General features: G+C 38.7%; 16 protein-coding genes. 2 read left to right on the top strand and 14 right to left on the bottom strand.

All coding sequences use genetic code 11. The features are described from left to right. Window positions 1-37: 37 nt before the first annotated feature. Together IOC57_RS12730 and IOC57_RS12725 are read right to left on the bottom strand one after the other, a co-directional pair. Window positions 38-493 carry a HEAT repeat domain-containing protein gene (locus IOC57_RS12730; RefSeq protein ID WP_207439077.1) on the bottom strand — a complete coding sequence of 152 codons (456 nt, stop codon included), beginning with the start codon at window positions 491-493 and terminating at the stop codon, window positions 38-40. 314 nt (window positions 494-807) lie between these two features. Further along, a complete protein-coding gene (locus IOC57_RS12725; RefSeq protein ID WP_207439076.1) occupies window positions 808-1635 on the bottom strand; it encodes a TrmB family transcriptional regulator in 828 nt (275 codons plus the stop codon). Between the two features lie 140 nt (window positions 1636-1775). On the opposite strand from IOC57_RS12725, the gene IOC57_RS12720 reads away from it, so the two are divergent. Beyond that, complete coding sequence (locus IOC57_RS12720) at window positions 1776-2405, top strand: homoserine/threonine efflux transporter (protein WP_207439075.1); 630 nt, start codon at window positions 1776-1778, stop codon at window positions 2403-2405. A 334-nt stretch (window positions 2406-2739) separates the two neighbouring features. On the opposite strand, the gene IOC57_RS12715 is transcribed toward IOC57_RS12720, so the two are convergent. Beyond that, window positions 2740-4071, bottom strand: coding sequence for a (Fe-S)-binding protein (locus tag IOC57_RS12715; protein WP_207439074.1), 1332 nt, complete (start codon window positions 4069-4071; stop codon window positions 2740-2742). Further along, entirely contained in the window at window positions 4068-5474 is a 1407-nt protein-coding gene (locus IOC57_RS12710) for an FAD-binding oxidoreductase (RefSeq protein ID WP_207439073.1), read from the bottom strand. The genes IOC57_RS12715 and IOC57_RS12710 overlap by 4 nt, the downstream gene beginning before the upstream one ends. 110 nt (window positions 5475-5584) lie before the next feature. Here IOC57_RS12710 and IOC57_RS12705 point away from each other — a divergent pair, with 110 nt between their 5' ends. Continuing rightward, complete coding sequence (locus IOC57_RS12705; RefSeq protein ID WP_207439072.1) at window positions 5585-6226, top strand: hypothetical protein; 642 nt, start codon at window positions 5585-5587, stop codon at window positions 6224-6226. A gap of 55 nt (window positions 6227-6281) precedes the next feature. Here the strand turns inward: IOC57_RS12705 and IOC57_RS12700 are convergent, their stop codons facing one another. The 10 genes from IOC57_RS12700 to IOC57_RS12655 all read right to left on the bottom strand — a co-directional run bounded on the left by IOC57_RS12700 (window position 6282) and on the right by IOC57_RS12655 (window position 17342). Next, complete coding sequence (locus tag IOC57_RS12700; RefSeq protein ID WP_207439124.1) at window positions 6282-7088, bottom strand: ABC transporter permease; 807 nt, start codon at window positions 7086-7088, stop codon at window positions 6282-6284. Further along, window positions 7088-8032 carry an ABC transporter permease gene (locus IOC57_RS12695; protein WP_207439071.1) on the bottom strand — a complete coding sequence of 315 codons (945 nt, stop codon included), beginning with the start codon at window positions 8030-8032 and terminating at the stop codon, window positions 7088-7090. The genes IOC57_RS12700 and IOC57_RS12695 overlap by 1 nt, the downstream gene beginning before the upstream one ends. Next, the gene (locus IOC57_RS12690; RefSeq protein WP_207439070.1) at window positions 7996-9156 is read right to left on the bottom strand and encodes an ABC transporter ATP-binding protein; all 1161 of its coding nucleotides are present in this window, start codon (window positions 9154-9156) and stop codon (window positions 7996-7998) included. Before IOC57_RS12690 ends, IOC57_RS12695 begins: the two co-directional genes overlap by 37 nt. 18 nt (window positions 9157-9174) lie before the next feature. Continuing rightward, window positions 9175-10275: an ABC transporter substrate-binding protein gene (locus IOC57_RS12685; RefSeq protein WP_207439069.1), complete on the bottom strand. Its 1101-nt coding sequence runs from the start codon at window positions 10273-10275 to the stop codon at window positions 9175-9177. Window positions 10276-10294: 19 nt separating this feature from the next. Then, window positions 10295-11302, bottom strand: a complete 1008-nt coding sequence (locus tag IOC57_RS12680; RefSeq protein ID WP_207439068.1) for a TAXI family TRAP transporter solute-binding subunit — start codon at window positions 11300-11302, stop codon at window positions 10295-10297. Window positions 11303-11465: 163 nt separating this feature from the next. Then, on the bottom strand, window positions 11466-12842 hold the full coding sequence (locus IOC57_RS12675) for a sigma-54-dependent transcriptional regulator (RefSeq protein ID WP_309487702.1): 1377 nt from the start codon (window positions 12840-12842) through the stop codon (window positions 11466-11468). A gap of 24 nt (window positions 12843-12866) precedes the next feature. After that, on the bottom strand, window positions 12867-14885 hold the full coding sequence (locus tag IOC57_RS12670; protein WP_207439067.1) for a transporter substrate-binding domain-containing protein: 2019 nt from the start codon (window positions 14883-14885) through the stop codon (window positions 12867-12869). A 574-nt stretch (window positions 14886-15459) separates the two neighbouring features. Next, a complete protein-coding gene (locus IOC57_RS12665) occupies window positions 15460-15921 on the bottom strand; it encodes a hypothetical protein (RefSeq protein ID WP_207439066.1) in 462 nt (153 codons plus the stop codon). A gap of 307 nt (window positions 15922-16228) precedes the next feature. Beyond that, a complete protein-coding gene (locus tag IOC57_RS12660; protein ID WP_207439065.1) occupies window positions 16229-16549 on the bottom strand; it encodes a hypothetical protein in 321 nt (106 codons plus the stop codon). Between the two features lie 367 nt (window positions 16550-16916). Continuing rightward, window positions 16917-17342, bottom strand: a complete 426-nt coding sequence (locus tag IOC57_RS12655) for an OsmC family protein (protein ID WP_207439064.1) — start codon at window positions 17340-17342, stop codon at window positions 16917-16919. Between the last annotated feature and the right edge of the window lie 177 nt (window positions 17343-17519).

Below are 17519 nucleotides of genomic sequence, written 5' to 3'. Positions count from 1 at the left end.
GCAAAGACTTTGCTCCTTTTTCTTAGTGGATGAACTTTTATCTTTTCGATAAAGCAGACCAAGTTTGTTCAAGCCACTTTTCAAAGTCTGCTCCTTTTTCACCCTCATATGTATCATATATATCCATTCTCATCTTCTGGAGTTTCTCTTTGAAATCAGAATATGTGTGGTTTTCTGGTAAACTCTTCTTGATCCTGACTAAGATTTTGTTCAATCCTTTAACCAATTCGCCCCTTTTCCGCGCTGGCAACTGAACATCTTCGCCAAATCTTTTCAGTTGACGGTAGGCGGCCTGTTGAACTTTATATACAGAATCACCATTCATGATATGTGTGAGAATGTCGATTACTTGTTTATTTTTTGACTGACCTAATTCTTCGACCGCATCTAAACGTTCTCTCCAATTAGATTTGCGGTTGGCAGATTTTTTTAATTCCTCATAGTTGGCAGGTAACTCGATACCTTTTGTTTCTTTGTTATTCAAATGAATCATTTCTCCTTCTGTCTTTATGTAATCCGGATATTCAAAAATATTAATCCAATACTACAATGATCCCATTGCCATGAATGGTTTATTACATCCTTATTATACCCTTTTCCATATTTTAATATAGTAAAATTTATTTCCCATCTGCTGTACTTTAATCAGCCGGGTTCTGGGGGAGCGATGCTTTGCTACTTCAACCTATCTGTATAGAGCAATAAGTAGTGTCAACATTAAAAGGCATGATTCCTGCCTGGGTTCATGCCCTCTTGAAGTATTGTATACTTATGGTGATGTATATAACAGACAACAACAGTACAAATCTAGTCCACATAATGTTTTTTATAATCTGGATGGATGGAAAATTTTTTACGTAAATTGGCGAGGTTTACACCAAAACTCTCCTCTAAAAGTTCTCGATGTTTCTCCATGATTTCCATGAGATACAAATCATGGATCATGACTTCTGTAATGGGCATTACCAAACCTACATGCATGGTCCAGGCAGCACGGCTATCCTTACCAAGCGAGACAATACCTGCTACTACTTCTGAATCATCACCACTAATAACAAGCCATCGTCCCCCATACTCTTCAGTAATTGCATAACCCATATAATGTAGGTAAACATTAGCAAAATCACAGACGATTTCCCCATAGGCAATTATTGTTACATTGACCCCTCTATTTGCTGCCTGTCTTAGTTCAGCCTCTAATACTTCGAATTCATCTTCCCAAATCTCTAAAAGTATTCTTTTTTCAGCAGATAATATACAAGCTTTTACCTTATCGAGTATTTCATTGCGTCCCATGATATTCCAGATATTTTCTCGATCATTTGCAGAACGTTCAAACTCCGCTAATGATTTTTCTGCCAGTTCAAAATTCTCTTCTGCTTTCATCCGACGGTTTTTTATTAGCTCCTTTGCAGGAACAGGAGTATACTGTGGTGTGTTTCCAGGACTAACCAGAATATCTCCTCTTATTGCAAGACTGTCCAGAATTTCATATATTCTTGAACGTGGTACACCGGAGTTTTTTGCTACTGCATAGCCTGTCAATGGCGATTCTTCCAATAAGGTAAGATATGCTTTCGCTTCATATTCGGTAAAATTCAGATTTTTTAATGTTTCTAAAATGTTTTCTTTCATAAACCCTCCAACACAACCTTAGTTGCTACCTTTGTAACTAATATTTTAGCAAAATCTGTTGACGTTTTCCATATTCCTCTAATATACTTACAGAAGTAGTTACTTTAGTAGTCACTATAAAAAAAGAAGGGAGAAATAGTATGGATAGCTTACTTACATACATATCAATAGTTGCGATGATGGTAATTATACCAGGAGCAGATACTATGCTCTTAGTGAAAAACACGCTTAGTTATGGTCCAAAAGCGGGACGTTATACCGTTCTCGGAATGGCAACGGGACTTTCTTTTTGGACGCTGATTGCTATACTTGGACTATCTGTTGTCATTGCAAAGTCTGTGATTCTTTTCAGTACAATCAAATATTTGGGTGCCGCCTACTTAATTTATTTAGGGATAAGAAGTTTTTTTGCTAAAAGCGTTTTTTCTTTAAAAGACATTCAAGCACAGGCAAATACACCTATTAAGTATTCGAATCGGCATAATAAAGATTCCTTTATGCAAGCATTACTCAATAATATTCTTAATCCAAAGACCGTTTTAGTTTATATAACAATCATGCCGCAATTTATCAATTTGAACGGAAATGTAAACCAGCAATTGATTATATTAGCCTTTATCTTAACCTTACTCGCTGTATTGTGGTTTCTATTTCTTGTTTATCTAATTGACTACGCGAAAAAATGGATGAACAACTCCAAATTTCAGAAAGCATTCCAGAAATCAACTGGCTTAATTTTAATGGGTTTTGGCATAAAAACAGGAATTTAAGTTCTTTAACTAACATATCTAATTTGATTCTACCCGTTCAGGAAATTGAACGGTTTTTTAACGTGCAACTAACATACTGTTTACTCACCTGCACCGATCGTTACATAAAAGAAAAAGCAGCCTTATTCATTTAATGTTAATCAATCTTTCTTCCATACATATGGAACTGCGTTATTGAACTAAAAGACTTTTTCCATCTTCATCATTAATATAGATTGATGAAGGTCCCTAACATGGACATTAATGAGATGAAAAATAAAAACGCCAGTATTTCCCCATAAAAGCAGAAAATACTGACGAGTAATGTCCTATGAAGTTTGGCGTTCCCTTTTTGTCAATCCAAGCCGCAAGCTTTGGCAAGTATTTCAACAAGGTGCATACTTTTGATTTGGTTTGCTAAACCCTCCCTTTGGATACCAATGCTCATTTGCATTTGGCAGCCGGGGTTTACCGTAACTATGGTTGTTGCTTTGGTTTCTTTTAGGTTCTTCATTTTCTCATCAAGAATTTTCATGGATTCATCAAAGTGGAGAAGATTGTAAATGCCTCCAGATGCACAGCACCGGTCAAACCCTTCCATTTCCACATAGGAAACACCTGGTATGGATTGCAATAATAAACGAGGTTCCTTCTGGACCTTTTGAACATTGCGTAAATGGCATGAATCTTGATAAGAAACGATGCCTTGCCATTCTTCAGTGAAAGGGAGCGGGCCCAATTGATGAAGAATTTGACTGATATCTTTTGATTTTTCCGAGAAATCCCTTGCCGCCACAGCCCATTCGTGATCATCTGCCAATAGATGTCCATATTCAATAAGGGAAGCGCCACAGCCTCCTGCGTTATTTACAATTACATCAGCCTCCGCTTGCATGAAGGCTTGGATATTCCTCTTTGCCAATACTTTCGCTTGTTTTGTTTCGCCTTGATGGGAATGCAGTGCACCGCAGCAATTCTGATTTTCAGGGAGAATGACCTCACATCCCGCTATGGTTAGCAGTTCAATGGTAAGACGGTTTATTCGTGACATCATGGAATCCATGATACACCCTGCAAAAAATGCCACTTTTAATTTCGTTTCCCCTTTTGCCGGCATTATCGTACCTGTCCGGATTCGTTTGGAGGGTGACTCGATGTCAGGAAGTGCTTGTTCTAAATGTGCAAGGGCAGGGGAAACCTTTTGCAGCACATTCGATGTCCTGATAATTTTGGATAATCCTGTTTTTTGATAGAGATGTACGGCACTTCCAATCCTGTTCATTCGTTTCGAATATGGAAAAAGATGAATCAATGCCAGTTTTTTGATCTTGGTCATTTTATTTTTATTGTTTGCCGAAGCGGAGTTTTCAACGGCTTCCTTTGCCGCTTCCAGTATATGTCCATATGGCACACCAACAGGACATGCGGTTTCACAAGCACGGCAGCCTAAGCATAGATCGATCGGCTCAGCTAAATCTTTTTGGAAATCTATTTTCCCTTCGGCTGCCATTTTCACTAAATTGATGCGACCGCGTGGTGAGGCCGATTCTACCCCCATTGATTCATATGTAGGACATGATGGTAAACAGTAACCGCATTTTACGCATTGGTTTGTCCAATCATAGGTATCTGAATATAAATTTTGGACCGCTGTATTTGTCTCGTTAGGTTTGACGGGTAGATTCATGTAACCAACACGACCCTTGTCTGGCCCTTATCAGGAAAAATCTTTCCTGGATTCAGGATATTATTGGGGTCCCATGCTTCCTTAATTTTTTTCATCATATTCACTCCGGTTATTCCCAATTCCATTTCCATATATGGTGACTTTAAAGTACCGATACCATGTTCCCCGGAAAGTGTTCCGCCTAGTTCGATTGCTGCTTCAAAAATTTCGCTGACTGCAAGCTCCACTTTTTTCATTTCCGTAATATTTCGTTTATCGGTAATGATGTTCGGATGTAAATTCCCATCCCCTGCATGGCCGAATACAACCAAGTTCAAACCGTATTTCTCCCGGATATTGTTTAATCTCTCCATCATCGCCGGTATTTGACTGCGTGGAACGGTCGCGTCTTCGGAGATTTTGGTGGGTCCCATTTGTGTAATGGCCGGGGAAACCAATTTACGCGCACTCCAAATAGTTTGGCGTTCTTCCTCTGTCTCCGCTATCTTGACGTAGGAAGCACCCTCTGCCCTGCATATATCAGCGCATTTATTGATTTCTTCCTCAATCGCCAATGGGTGACCATCTATTTCTATGATCAGAATGGCCTCTGCCTGAAGCGGCAACCCTGAAGGCCGATAACTTTCAACTGCACGGATGCACGCATTATCCATCAATTCCAGGGCAGATGGTAAAATTCCGGACGATAAAATGCTGGTTATGGCATGGCCAGAGTCTATCAAATGATTAAAGTGAGCAACAAATGTTTGTTTAGATAGAGGTTTTGGTATCAAGCGGATGATTGCTTCTGTAACGATGCCCAAGGTACCTTCCGACCCTACGATCAATCGAGTCAAATCATACCCTGTTACATTTTTTACGGTCTTTCCGCCAGTACGAATGATTTCTCCCGTCGGGGTGACCACCTCCAGGCCTATCACATATTCTTTTGTCGTTCCGTATTTCAATCCCTTTGGCCCGCTGGAGTTTTCTAATAGATTCCCTCCTATTGTGGCAACATTGGAACTGCTTGGATCCGGTGGATAAAACAAGCCGGCTTCTTCAGCCTTTTTATGGATATTTGCCGTAATCACACCTGGAGAGACAATGGCAAGCATATTTTCTCGATCAATGATTAATTTATCCCGTAAAAGGGTCAAATCAAGAACCATCCCCCCTTTAACAGGTAAAGGACCTCCACTTAGTGAAGTTCCAGATCCTCTAGGATAAACAGGTATTTTGTGAGTATTAGCCAATTTAACCACTTCACTGATTTCCTCCGCGTTTTTTGGCTGTATAACGATTTCAGGTAAATATTCCCCAAAAGAAGCGTCATAGCTATAACTATACCTTTCTGCCAAATCAAGGAACATTCTGTCACCTGGAATTACCTGACCAAGATCGTCCAGGACTTCTTTCTCCATGCTTCTCACTTCCTTTCTTAATAGTGAATTGGAAAATAATCATCTATGTAATATAATGGTATTTTATGAACCTGTTAGATATAAAATTGAAGGAATATGGAGGTTTTTTTTTGAAAATCGCACTGATTCACGCAACCACGACTGCACTAAAACCCATTGAAATGGCCTTTCAGACTGTTGCTCCGAACATTGAACTCCTGCATTTCATGGATACGGGTCTTCTCGGCTTGATGGAAGAGAGCGGAAAGCTAACTCCGGAAATCATTCGCCGCTTTTCTGCATTAGTGAATATAGCCTATAACTCTGACGTTTCATGCATCCAACTTACTTGCTCCGCCTTTAATGACATCACTGCAATTTTACAACCTCTTTACCCTGTAAGGTTATTTCGTTCAGATGAGGCCATGCTTGATGAAGCGCTTCGCTATACTAGCATCGGGCTGGTTTCTACCGTAAAAGAAACGCCGATTGCCCTTCAAAATTACTTATTAAATAAGAATCCGGACTGTATGATCGAGTCATTGGTGGATCCCGGGATCATCCATTTATTATCACAAGGAAAAAGAAAGGAACATGACGATCGGGTTAAAAAGATGGTGGAACAATTGGATGGAAAGACAGAAGTGATCTTGCTATCACAATATAGTATGGAACATATCGCGAAGCAGGTTAATCCCTCTGTCCCTGTCCTAACGGCTCCACTATTGGCTGCTAAAAGGTGTTTGGATCATTTGAATGGAACGTTTAGATGAATTCAAAAAACCCTGCTTAGCAGCATAATCGATTTCTCCATCCTTTTATATCGTTTTAACCGTTTGTATGATGGGAACCACCAAAAACTTTCCCAACACCCTGAATTTTTTCTAGTATGACAATGAGAAGTACTGATATGAAAATAACTACGCTTGACACGGATGCAACGATTGGATTATAGGCATCCTGCATTTGCGAGAAAATCTCGATCGGCAGCGTTCTCATTTCCGGTGATACCATAAAGAGTGACACCGTTACATTATCAAATGATGTCAAAAATGCGAATAATCCCCCTGAGATGGCCGCTGATCCAATTAGCGGCAGTGTCACTTTCATGAATACCGTTAGTGGATTCGCTCCAAGTATGGCTGCAGCCCGTTCGAGATTATAATCAAATCCACTTAAACCGGTCAATACGAGCCGCATAACATATGGTATGCAAATGACGATATGGGCAATTAAAAATCCTGTAGACGTACCGGCAAGCATCATTGGTGTAAAGTACATTAAAAGTGCAATCCCTAAGACTAATTGCGGCACACTTAATGGAGAAGTTAAAAGGGCCGTAATATACGATTTTCCCGGTATATCATACTTTGCGATGCCAAGGGCGCCCAAAGTTCCGAATAGGACGGAGAAAAGGGCAGCAAATGCTGCGAACTTTGCGCTGTTCAAAAATGCTTCCAAAAATTCAGGACGCTCCAAAATCTTGGCATACCATTGCAGTGAGAAGCCTTCAGCCGGAAAACTTGGATAATTAGCACTTGTAAAAGATGCGGGAATAACGACAATGAGCGGTATCAAGATATAGATAATGGCCAACACGGCAACAGCAATCCGAAGGCCGCCAAACGTTTTCATCATCGAAATACCTCCTTGAATTTCCCTTTTTCAAAGACTCTGGTAAAGACGGTTACTGATATGACAGTGGTTGCTAATAGAATATAGGAAAGAGCAGACCCGAAAGTCCAATGCAGCAGGTTATTTATTTGATCATAGATGACAACTGGCATCACGGGTACATTGGCCCCCCCCATTAACGCAGGCGTAACATAAGCACTCATTGACAAACTGAATACTAGAATGCAGCCAGATACGATACCAGGGATACTTAGCGGCAACGTAATGGAAAAGAACCTTCTGAATGGGCTTGCGCCAAGTATTGCTCCTGCCTTATCCAGAGAAGGATCGATATTATAAAGACTCGCAACGATGGATAAAATCATGAATGGAAGATATGCATTGGATAGCCCAATTACAACCCCGATTTCAGAAAACAATAGTTTCAATGGTGCATCTATAATGCCGAGGGCCATCAAGGTTTGATTAATCGTCCCGTTAGGCAATAGTAATAGGTACCAGCCAAAATTACGGACAACTATACTTACCAAGAGCGGTGACACGATCAAGAGAGTGATATACCCTCTGATCCGCGCTGAACTTTTGGCCATCGTCAAAGCTACCGGATATCCAAGAAATAAAGCAACCAAGACCGAATATAAACTGATTTTCACTGTCAGCCATAAAGAAGATAAGTAATAACTATCGGAAAATAATTGTGTATAGTTTTTCAGGCTATACACTGCATCCGCTCCCCCAAGATTATCTGTTGATATGAAACTTAAATATAAAATGTATAACATCGGTATGACGAAGAAACCAAATATGAAAAGTAGAATCGGCGTTAAAAGGAGTAATCCTGGCACCCAGACTTTCCTTTTCTTGATTTTAGGTTCCTTTTGCGGCTCAATAGGATTCGTTTCCTGTTCTATTTCTTGACTAGCATAACTTCTGATGGGCTCCATCCTATCAACACCTCACTTCCATTTTGCCATGATGGATCAAAAGCGGTCGTCAATACTTGAATACTTTTCCCCTGTAATAGAACATTGATTTCCCATGAGGTACCCAGATAGTTAATTTGGCTAATCTTAGCACGGTGGAAATCCAATAAGGATGAAGATTTTTGATCAGCAGGAACAATTTGCAGTTTTTCTGGTCTAATATAAATCTTCACCTCATCCCCGGCTTTCAAATCACTATCATTTCCCATGATGTTATTTACGTCGACATTAGTGATGTCAGAACCGATCTTGACTGAAACTTTCCGCTTATCCACAGCAGAAACATTCCCTTCAAAACAATTCGATTTACCGATGAATTGAAAGACGAATTCTGTCTTGGGGTGATTGTAAATCTCAGTAGGAGTACTGATTTGTTCAATTTTCCCTGCATTCATGACAACGACTCGATCAGACATGGATAGAGCTTCTTCTTGATCATGGGTCACAAAAATGGTCGTTACGCCAATTTCCTTTTGTAAGCGCTTTATCTCGGCCCTGAGTTCATGACGCAACTTTGCATCAAGGTTTGAAAGCGGTTCGTCAAGCAAAAGCAGCTCCGGTTCCACTACAAGTGCCCTTGAAATAGCAACACGCTGACGCTGCCCCCCTGATAATTCCCTTGGATACCGATTCTCCAATCCTGACATTTTTACTAATTCAAGCGCTTTGCTTATCTTCTTTTTTTGCTCAGCTTTACCGACCTTGCGCAGTTTCAAGCCAAAACTGAGATTTTCATAGACTGTCATATGAGGAAAAAGAGAATACGTTTGAAAAACCATTCCTAAATCTCGCTTATAAGGAGGAACCTTCGTAACATTATTTCCTTTAATATGGACCTCGCCCCGATCTGCATCGAGGAACCCTGCAATGAGGTTCAAGGTTGTGGACTTTCCACACCCTGAAGGCCCAAGAAGAGTGAGTAACTCTCCTTGTTTCACCTCCAGGTCGATACCATTCAGGACAACATTCGTTCCAAATTGTTTATACGCACCTCTTATTTCTACATCATTTTTATTTGAACCAAGCCCTTGAACTGCCTCCAGGTGCTGCCTATTAAATTCCACATCTTTTCTTAATACTTCCATGTGATAACACGCTCCTTTTTATTTGAGTTTTTTCCCTAATTCAGGAGTAACCTCTTTCGCCCATCTGTCTGACACCTCGGCACGGATCTCGGCAAATTTGACGAAATCAGGTTTGAATGTTTTATCACTTGCTTTAAGTCCGATTGACTCTTCATATTTCTCTGGAATTTTCATGCCTTCTACCGTCGGATAAAATCCTTTTTCTGAAATTAATGCTTGCGCTTCTTCACTGACTACATAGTTGATGAATTCTAGGGCTTCTTTACTATTAGGTGTATTTTTCACTAGACCAGCACTGAAAGCTTGAAGCGGCACGCCTTCTTTAGGCACGGCCATCTTAATGGGAATGCCTGAAACGGCCAGTTCGCCTATGGAATAACTTCCCATTACCGTTACGTCAGCAGCTCCTTGTTGGATTGCTGGCATCATTTGCGTTGAATTTTTATAAAATGTATTGGAATACGCTGCAAGATCTTTTGCCTTTTCAAGACCTGGTTCCATGTCTTCCGTACTGCCGCCATTTGAAATAGCCAGACCATTAAGGGTATTGAAGCCCCAGTCATTCGTAATATCTGAAAATGCCGTTTTACCCTCGTAATCAGGTGAGACAAGATCATTCCATGAATCAATTGATTTTAACCCTTTCTTTTTAAAGGTTTCCGTATTATATGCTGGTGCAATGACTAAGCCGAATGCTGGCGCGGCAGCATTTTCAACCGGAATGAAACGTGGATCAACCGATTTCATATTGGGAACATTAGACTCATCAATTGGTACGATCAGTTCCTTCTCCTTAGCGCGAATTACATCAACCGGTACAAAAAAGGCAACGTCAATTTGCGGAGCGTTCTTCTGTAATTCCACTTTGGAGAGGATTTCACCTGATAAACCGGAAATATAATTAACAGTGATTCCTGTTTCTTCTTTGAACTTTGGTGCGATCACATCTCGGATGGCACTTTCAATGACTCCGCCATTACCGGCTATCGTTATTTTTTTCTCTCCTTTTTCACCTGCACTCGTTTGTACGGATTCCCCTGGCTTTTGCGGAGTAGGATTCCCACACCCTGCAAGAGCGATCAATACTATTATGGATAAAAGACTCATCAGTTTTTTCATGTTCATTACCTCCCGTTTTTCATTGATTTTCAATAATTCCGTGTTCGGTAAAATAATTCATGGCGCCTTGATGAAATTCAAGTGGAACTTGTTTAGTTGCTTCATTTATTGAAATATCAGAAGCAGCCGGATGTGTATGCTGCAGTTCAGGCAGATGTTCATATAATGTTTTCACAAGATTGTAAGCATGAGTGTCAGACATTTCCTTGTAGGTTACCAGGACATTTTTAATTGAAATCGTTTGGACATTTTTTTTCATCCCCCTGTATGTATCTCTGGGAATTTCATTATGAGTATACACTCCATATTGTTTTTGAAGGCGTTCAATGATGTCTCCCGGAATTGGAATGAAAGCTAGCTCCGTCTGATCGGATATGAAAGCGATTTCATTATTCGGAATTCCCGAAGAAAAGAAAGCTGCATCAATGGTACCATTTCGTAATGCTTCTGCAGATTGAGAAAAAGAAAGATAGGATAAATTCAATTGATCAGTCGGTAAATCAGATTCTAACAGTATCCGCTCTGCAATCAGCCTTGTACCGCTTCCTGCCGTCCCCACACTAATGCGTTTACCAACTAAATCTTCTAAGAAATGAATATCATTTTGTTTAGTAGTAACAATTTGAACATAGTTGGAATATAGGGCCGTTAAAGCTCTTAACTTGGATTTATCCGTTTCAGGCAAATCCAGCACATCCACTGTGGTAAAACCAATTTCTGCCCGATGGCGGCTAACCAATTCAGTATTTTCTATGGAAGCTTGGGTTACCTGGGTACCTGATACAGCTCCATTATATTTTTCATACATATTTGATAATCTTTGTCCTAATGAAAAATAAACCCCTGTCATATCTCCGGTTCCAATGATTAGCATCCTATTATTTAAATCCTGTCCTCCAGAAGATAGTTGCCTCTGAATCAAGGTGGTAGCAGGTTTAGATATTTCCTGCTGCTCATTCATAAAAGAACAACCTGTCATAAAACAAAATAACAAAGCGACTTTTATAAAGAGTGCTTCATTCTTCATAGTGGCCCTCCTTTCTTAATGAATTTATATGCAAATACCATGCCAAGTCGATTTTCTGCTCTATAACGCAAATCTTGCCGATTTTTTGGATGCTATACAAGTATAAACCGGCAATTTTTTCCGGTTATCCAGAAAAAATTGCCGGTTAACAATATGAAGCCCATTATTCTTCCTTTGAAATGAGCTTGATTTTATCACGAAGGCTTCTTTCAGAAATTTTTAGGATTTGAGCTGTTTTTTGCCGATGGTTTTTACAGTATTGAAGAGTGGCCGTTATGACTTTTTCTTCTATCTCTTTCATCGAAATGCCAATGGGAATCCTGAAGCTGTTAAAATCGTCGTCATTGCCATCCGGCTGGAAAATGAACTTCTGTTCTTGAACATATTGCGGCAAGTCGGTTTCTTCCATTCTTTTCGAGTTTGATAGGGCAACAGCATATTCTATAATGTTACCAAGCTCACGGACATTCCCAGGGTAATGATAATCCAGTAAAATCCGACGTGCAGTTGCCGAGAACATCTTTTCTTCACGATTCATATCCTTAGCGTGCTTTTTTATAAAATAATCCATAAGGATCGGTAAATCTTCTTTTCTATTTCTTAAAGGCGGCATCGAGATCGGAATGACATTTAGCCTGAAATACAAATCCTCCCTAAATTCCCCTTCCATCACCATTTGTTCCAGGTTTTTATTGGCTGCACTTATAATACGGACATCCAATGAGATTTTTGTATTGGATCCCAGAGGAGTCACTTCCCGTTCCTGCAATACTCGTAATAACTTGGCTTGTAGAGGAAGGGGCATTTCACTAATCTCATCCAGAAAAAGGATGCCTCCATTAGCAGCAACGAATTTCCCTTCCTTTCTCTGTGTTGCACCGGAAAATGCTCCCTTCTCATAACCGAACAATTCAGATTCGAGCAGCATCTCAGGAATTGCTGCACAATTGACAATCTGAATTGGATTGTTTTTCCTTCTTCCTAACGTATGGATGTTTCGGGCTACAAGCTCCTTTCCAGTACCACTTTCACCCGTGATAAGAACACTGGAATCAATATCTTTCACTCTTTCAATCATTGAGAAAATACGCTGCATCGCCTTGCTGTTACCAAGGAAGTTACCAAATCCCTTTTGCATCTCTAATTCTTCATGTAATGTCTCTAATTGATTGGACATCTGTTTGAATTCGGCTGCCCTCATCAAGAGCAAAGAAAGTTCTTCTATATTAATTGGCTTTTCAATATAGTAGTAGGCCCCCTTTTTTATGGCCTCGATGGAAGTTTCAATGGAAGAATAGGCAGTCATCATGATGACTGTCACGTTAGGTGCTGTTTGCTTAATTTTTTGCAGGATATCAAGTCCGCTTTTATTTCCAATTCTCAAATCAAGTAACACAATATCAAAAGGCTGATTGTCGATCTTTCGAAGACCCTCATCCGGGTCAGTAGTTGTCAAGACTTGATAAGAATCTTCCAATGCAAAGCTAAGAGCGGTGCAAATAGCAGGTTCATCATCAATCACCAATACATGCATATTCATATTACCCCTCCTCTTTCCAGGCTTCTATTCGATATATAAAGGTAGTAAAATGGTGAATTCCGTTCCTGAATTAGGATAACTTTTTACATGGATATCTCCATTATTTTCTTTAATTAGCCTATAAGATAACGTAAGTCCCAAACCGACGCCCTTTTCTTTATTTGTGAAAAAAGGCTCGAAAATATGGTTCAGTTCCTCCTGTTTCATCCCTTTTCCCGTATCGGATATAGTAATCCGCCCTGTCTTTTCTTTCTCTTTTTCAATGGTGATTTTAATGGTCTTTTCCTTTGTTTCTTCAACAGCATGAATCGAATTCAACACCAAGTTAAGAAGGACCTGTTGAATTTGTTGTAAATCTATATAAAAAATAAGGTCCTCCTCAATCGTTTGCTCAAAATTTATTTGGTTTTTTTCCATTGTCACCTTATGAAAAGCAAGTAATGACATAAGTTCATTAGCGTGACAATTTGTAATATTGGGGGGACGCGGACGTGCATATTCAATTAAATCGGTAACAATCGCATTCAAACGGTTAACTTCAGTAGGCAAGTGTTCCATTAGAACTTGTCGGAATTGAGGATTATCATATTTACTCGGAAGTAAATCAATGAATGTTTTAATCGATGTTAAAGGATTCCTGATTTCATGTGCGACACCTGCAACTAGTTGTCCAAGAGCGTGAAGTTTTTCTTGTGTGACCAATTTTTTCTCCAATGTTTTCTTTTCCGTCTCATCATTCATTGAAAGCAAGTATCCGGTTTGTATATCTTCAGAATTGAACATCTTATGCATCGAATATGAAATTACCTTCTGTTCATTTTCCTCATTAACAACCAAGATCCGAAAAGAACCCGTACGGTTAATCTCATTTTGTTCTTGATGTAAAGCTTCGAAATTCTTCATTAATTGCGAATGATTCATAAGATTCGGAATCATTTCCTTGGAAATGTTGAGAATGTCCGATGCCTTTGCGTTGCAGCTGGTAATCATGAAATCGAGATTGAATGTTATGATGCCATTATTGATATTGTTTAAGATTTGATCTTTGAACGCTTCAGCATTAGCGATGTTTTGCCGCTGCTTCTCTAAATGCTTATTCAATAAATGTAATTTTAACGTCTGGTTATGAACGGATTTTTTTAGTCTGTGATTCCATATGTAAATGAATAATAGGATAAGGGCACCTGCAGTTAAGATTATGATCAACCAAAATATGAATTGCTCCAGCCTAGCAATTTTTTGATTGGATTGTGGGATGACCCATTTATCGATTATCCCATTGATATTTCGGTTTGCTTTAAGTTCTGTGAGTGTATTGTCCATCATGAAAAGAAGCGATTGATTCCCTTTTTTCACGGCAATCGTATAATCCGCAGGTTCAATGACTTCATCGAGAATGATGTAATTCTTTTCTTGGCGGAACTTTTTCAAATAGAAATCTGCAGTCCATTTGTTTCCGATGAATACATCTGCACGGTTGTTCAATAATGTTAAAATACCCGAGTATTGATTCGAAACGGTCGTTAAATTTGTATTCCTCATATTGAGAAATGTACTGATCACTGGAGTGTTATGATCAAGGACAACATGTGAATCACGTAGATCCGTTAACGCATGAATATCCTGTTTCCTTTCACTAGGAATGATTATTGATTGGGACATTGTAAAATAGGATTGTGTGAAATCAAGTTGGTTATCTTTTTCGGTATTATAGATACTTCCAACAATTGCATCAATTGTTCCATTACTTAAGGCTTTTTCGGCTTCTTCCATCCTCATCGGAATATATTTGAAATCTACGTCATTATATTTTGCTATTTCCTCCATTAAATCAATATTGATCCCTGTCAGCTCACCAGCTTCATTTTCAAATGAAAATGGAGGAAGAGCACTTTCTCCAGCAATAATAAATGTTTTTTGTTCAGCAAAAACCGCTGGGGACCAAAACGTTTGAACAAAAATTATATAGCAAAATATACATAGTTTAAACAGTTGCTTTTTAATTAAGAACCCTCCTTCTACGTCAAAATCCTTGCAGTCCATTTTCCTCGGCTAAACACATCATGATAATATACTTCTCCAATTAGGGCTTGAACCCTCTAAATTGCAAAGAATTCTTAGTATAATCTGACACAATCTAACAATAACCTACAAAAAGCTGTGTATTTCTGAATGCCTAACCTGTCCTAACCTAGCTAAGTTGTTAACATTTGCCGTAACGCTTCAAGTTGATAACCCAAGTGGGCAATGGTCGCATTTACATTTGTCAGCCATTTCCCTAAATCGGAATTCCAGAATGAAAAGCCCAATTTCTCAGTATCAAAATTGAGAAATTGGACTTTTATGGGGTAACAAAAAAGCTCCTTATAATGGATAATACACTATTTTTATTAGATGGTTTTGATGTAGTTCTTTAATTAAACCTTATTCAAGATAAGCACTCTCTAGTTCAAGAAAAACAACCCTTTCAGCAAAAAACAAAGGGTACCCTTGTATGTGCAGTAAATTTCTTTTTTGGCTGGAATGCGTAAGCCTATATGTCTTCTATTAATTTCATGTTCGGGTGAGATCATTATGAATCACATATGTCTACTGACTGACATATATGTATGTTAAATTATTTTTCCATTTCAAGGCTTTTTAACATTTGCCGTAACGCTCCAAGATGATAAGCCGAGTGGGCAATGGTCGCATTTACATTTGTCAGCCATTTCCCTAAATCGATTGTATCGATTTCTGCGAAAAGAGTTACATATTCTTTTTGTAATCCCTCCTTGATTTCTGCCCATTTCACCTCATCAACATGAGTAATGGTCCAACATGCGTCCCAATCTTTTTCGAAGTCTGCACCGCTGATCATTGTTCGAATCACCCATAAATAATACCGTATGTGGTCAGCATGAGCAGCAATGGTTGAGCCATTTATGGAACGTGAAGCGTCTTCTGCGGTTAACCCATCAAGTGTCCCAAAAACCCCTGTATTCGGTCTTGATTCAGTATAATAGCTCCCTTCACTTCCAGGGCCCTCAAACGTTTCTTTCAAAAGAGTTTTTATTGAACTTGCCCACGCCTCGCTCATCTCAATTCCCCCCAAATGTTTTAATCGACTTCATTACTTTATAATACACTAAGACAAATCAATACATGTTTATATTTTGTTGAATTAATCCAAATATATATATGTAAAGGATTCCTCGATTAACTGGCATATGGCAATATCTTTCTTTATTTTCGAGTAACAGTTCAGGGCCTAAATGGTATTTGACGCTGTTCTTAACGAGATGAAAAAAATAAAAAACCATTCCTTAAATAAAAAGGAACGGCTTATATTTTTATCTGATAATATGATTCATTCTGAAAAGTTTACAAGACTAATCATTAAATTTTTAATAGCTTTTCAAACGCTCTTCAAGGGAAACAATTCTAAACTTTAACTCTTGATTCGAGTCTAAGCCCCCTAGTACAATTTGGTTATCTTCTGTAATGGTGACATATCTGAAGGTTTCATCACCGTGGATCTTTATTTTTGTCTCTATTGTCGTTTCCATTTTTGCAAAAACTTGATCTGTGTATTTAAGCGGAAGAAGATCATCTAATCCTTCTTCGGGGCTGCCGAGCCACTTAAACATGAAATCTTTCAATGAATATTGTTCAATCATCGATAAATGATCTTTAAAAATTAATTTGTCAATTGTTATCTCTTTCAACTTAACCACTCCTCAATAGTATATAAAGTTTATATGGATAAACTCCTAACATCAAGGGTATTCCAATGACAAACGATTACAATTTGATTACTTGCTGACCAATTAAACCCTTTCTTTCCGGAAAATGGAGTTCTTTTACCCTGAAAAGAAATTGAACGTTGATTGTTTCTTTAGAATACGCTTTGGATTAATTAACATAGAGAGGGATTACTTGTGAGGTTTGCACATATAGATGATATCCTGAAGCATGGATGCTTATTTCAGTCAAAAAGCACAAAAAAGCAGCCTCCGTTAACCAATGAAGGCTACTTTTTTGTGTATGAAAGTATAAACAAATGGTTAATGAATGTTAGCCTCAAATTAAACGTTATAAGCCTAGTTTTCCTTTAACACCATTTATCGAATAGCTCATTTTAATGTTGGCATTTAATGAGTGATATACTGAACAGTACGTATTTTTAGATAATTGAATCGCACGGACCACTTTTTCTTCAGGAAGATCCCCCTCCAATAAATAGTGAATATGAAAATCGGTAAACCGTTTAGGATGATTTTCTGATCGTGACCCTTCTATTTCTATTTGAAAGGCCTTTGTCTCAAATCGCATTTTTTTTAAAATCATTACAATATCAATACCTGTGCACCCGGCAAGAGAATGCAAAAGTAACTCAGTGGGTCTTGCTCCACTATTTTTTCCTCCTACCTCTTCGGCAGCATCCATCTTTATTTCATGTCCCGACGGAGTTGTGCCAGAAAAAGCCATTTCCCCTGTCCATGTAATCATAGTCTTCATTTAATTCCTCCCTTTCTTGTTGTTTTGTCCTAAAAATAGTCCACATGTCTACTTAATGTAAGTACAGACCATATAAGTCTTAAAATTATATGTCCCCAATATTGGGGACAGTACGCAAATATACAGTGTACTTGGCTCCAGGATTTTTTTATCCCCCAACTTGTGATGAGTTTCAAT

This window comes from Bacillus sp. SD075 (assembly GCF_017355165.1).
Lineage (GTDB): Bacteria > Bacillota > Bacilli > Bacillales > DSM-1321 > Peribacillus.
The sequence above is the reverse complement of the archived record's forward strand: the minus strand, read 5'-3'. Positions and strand labels throughout refer to the sequence as shown.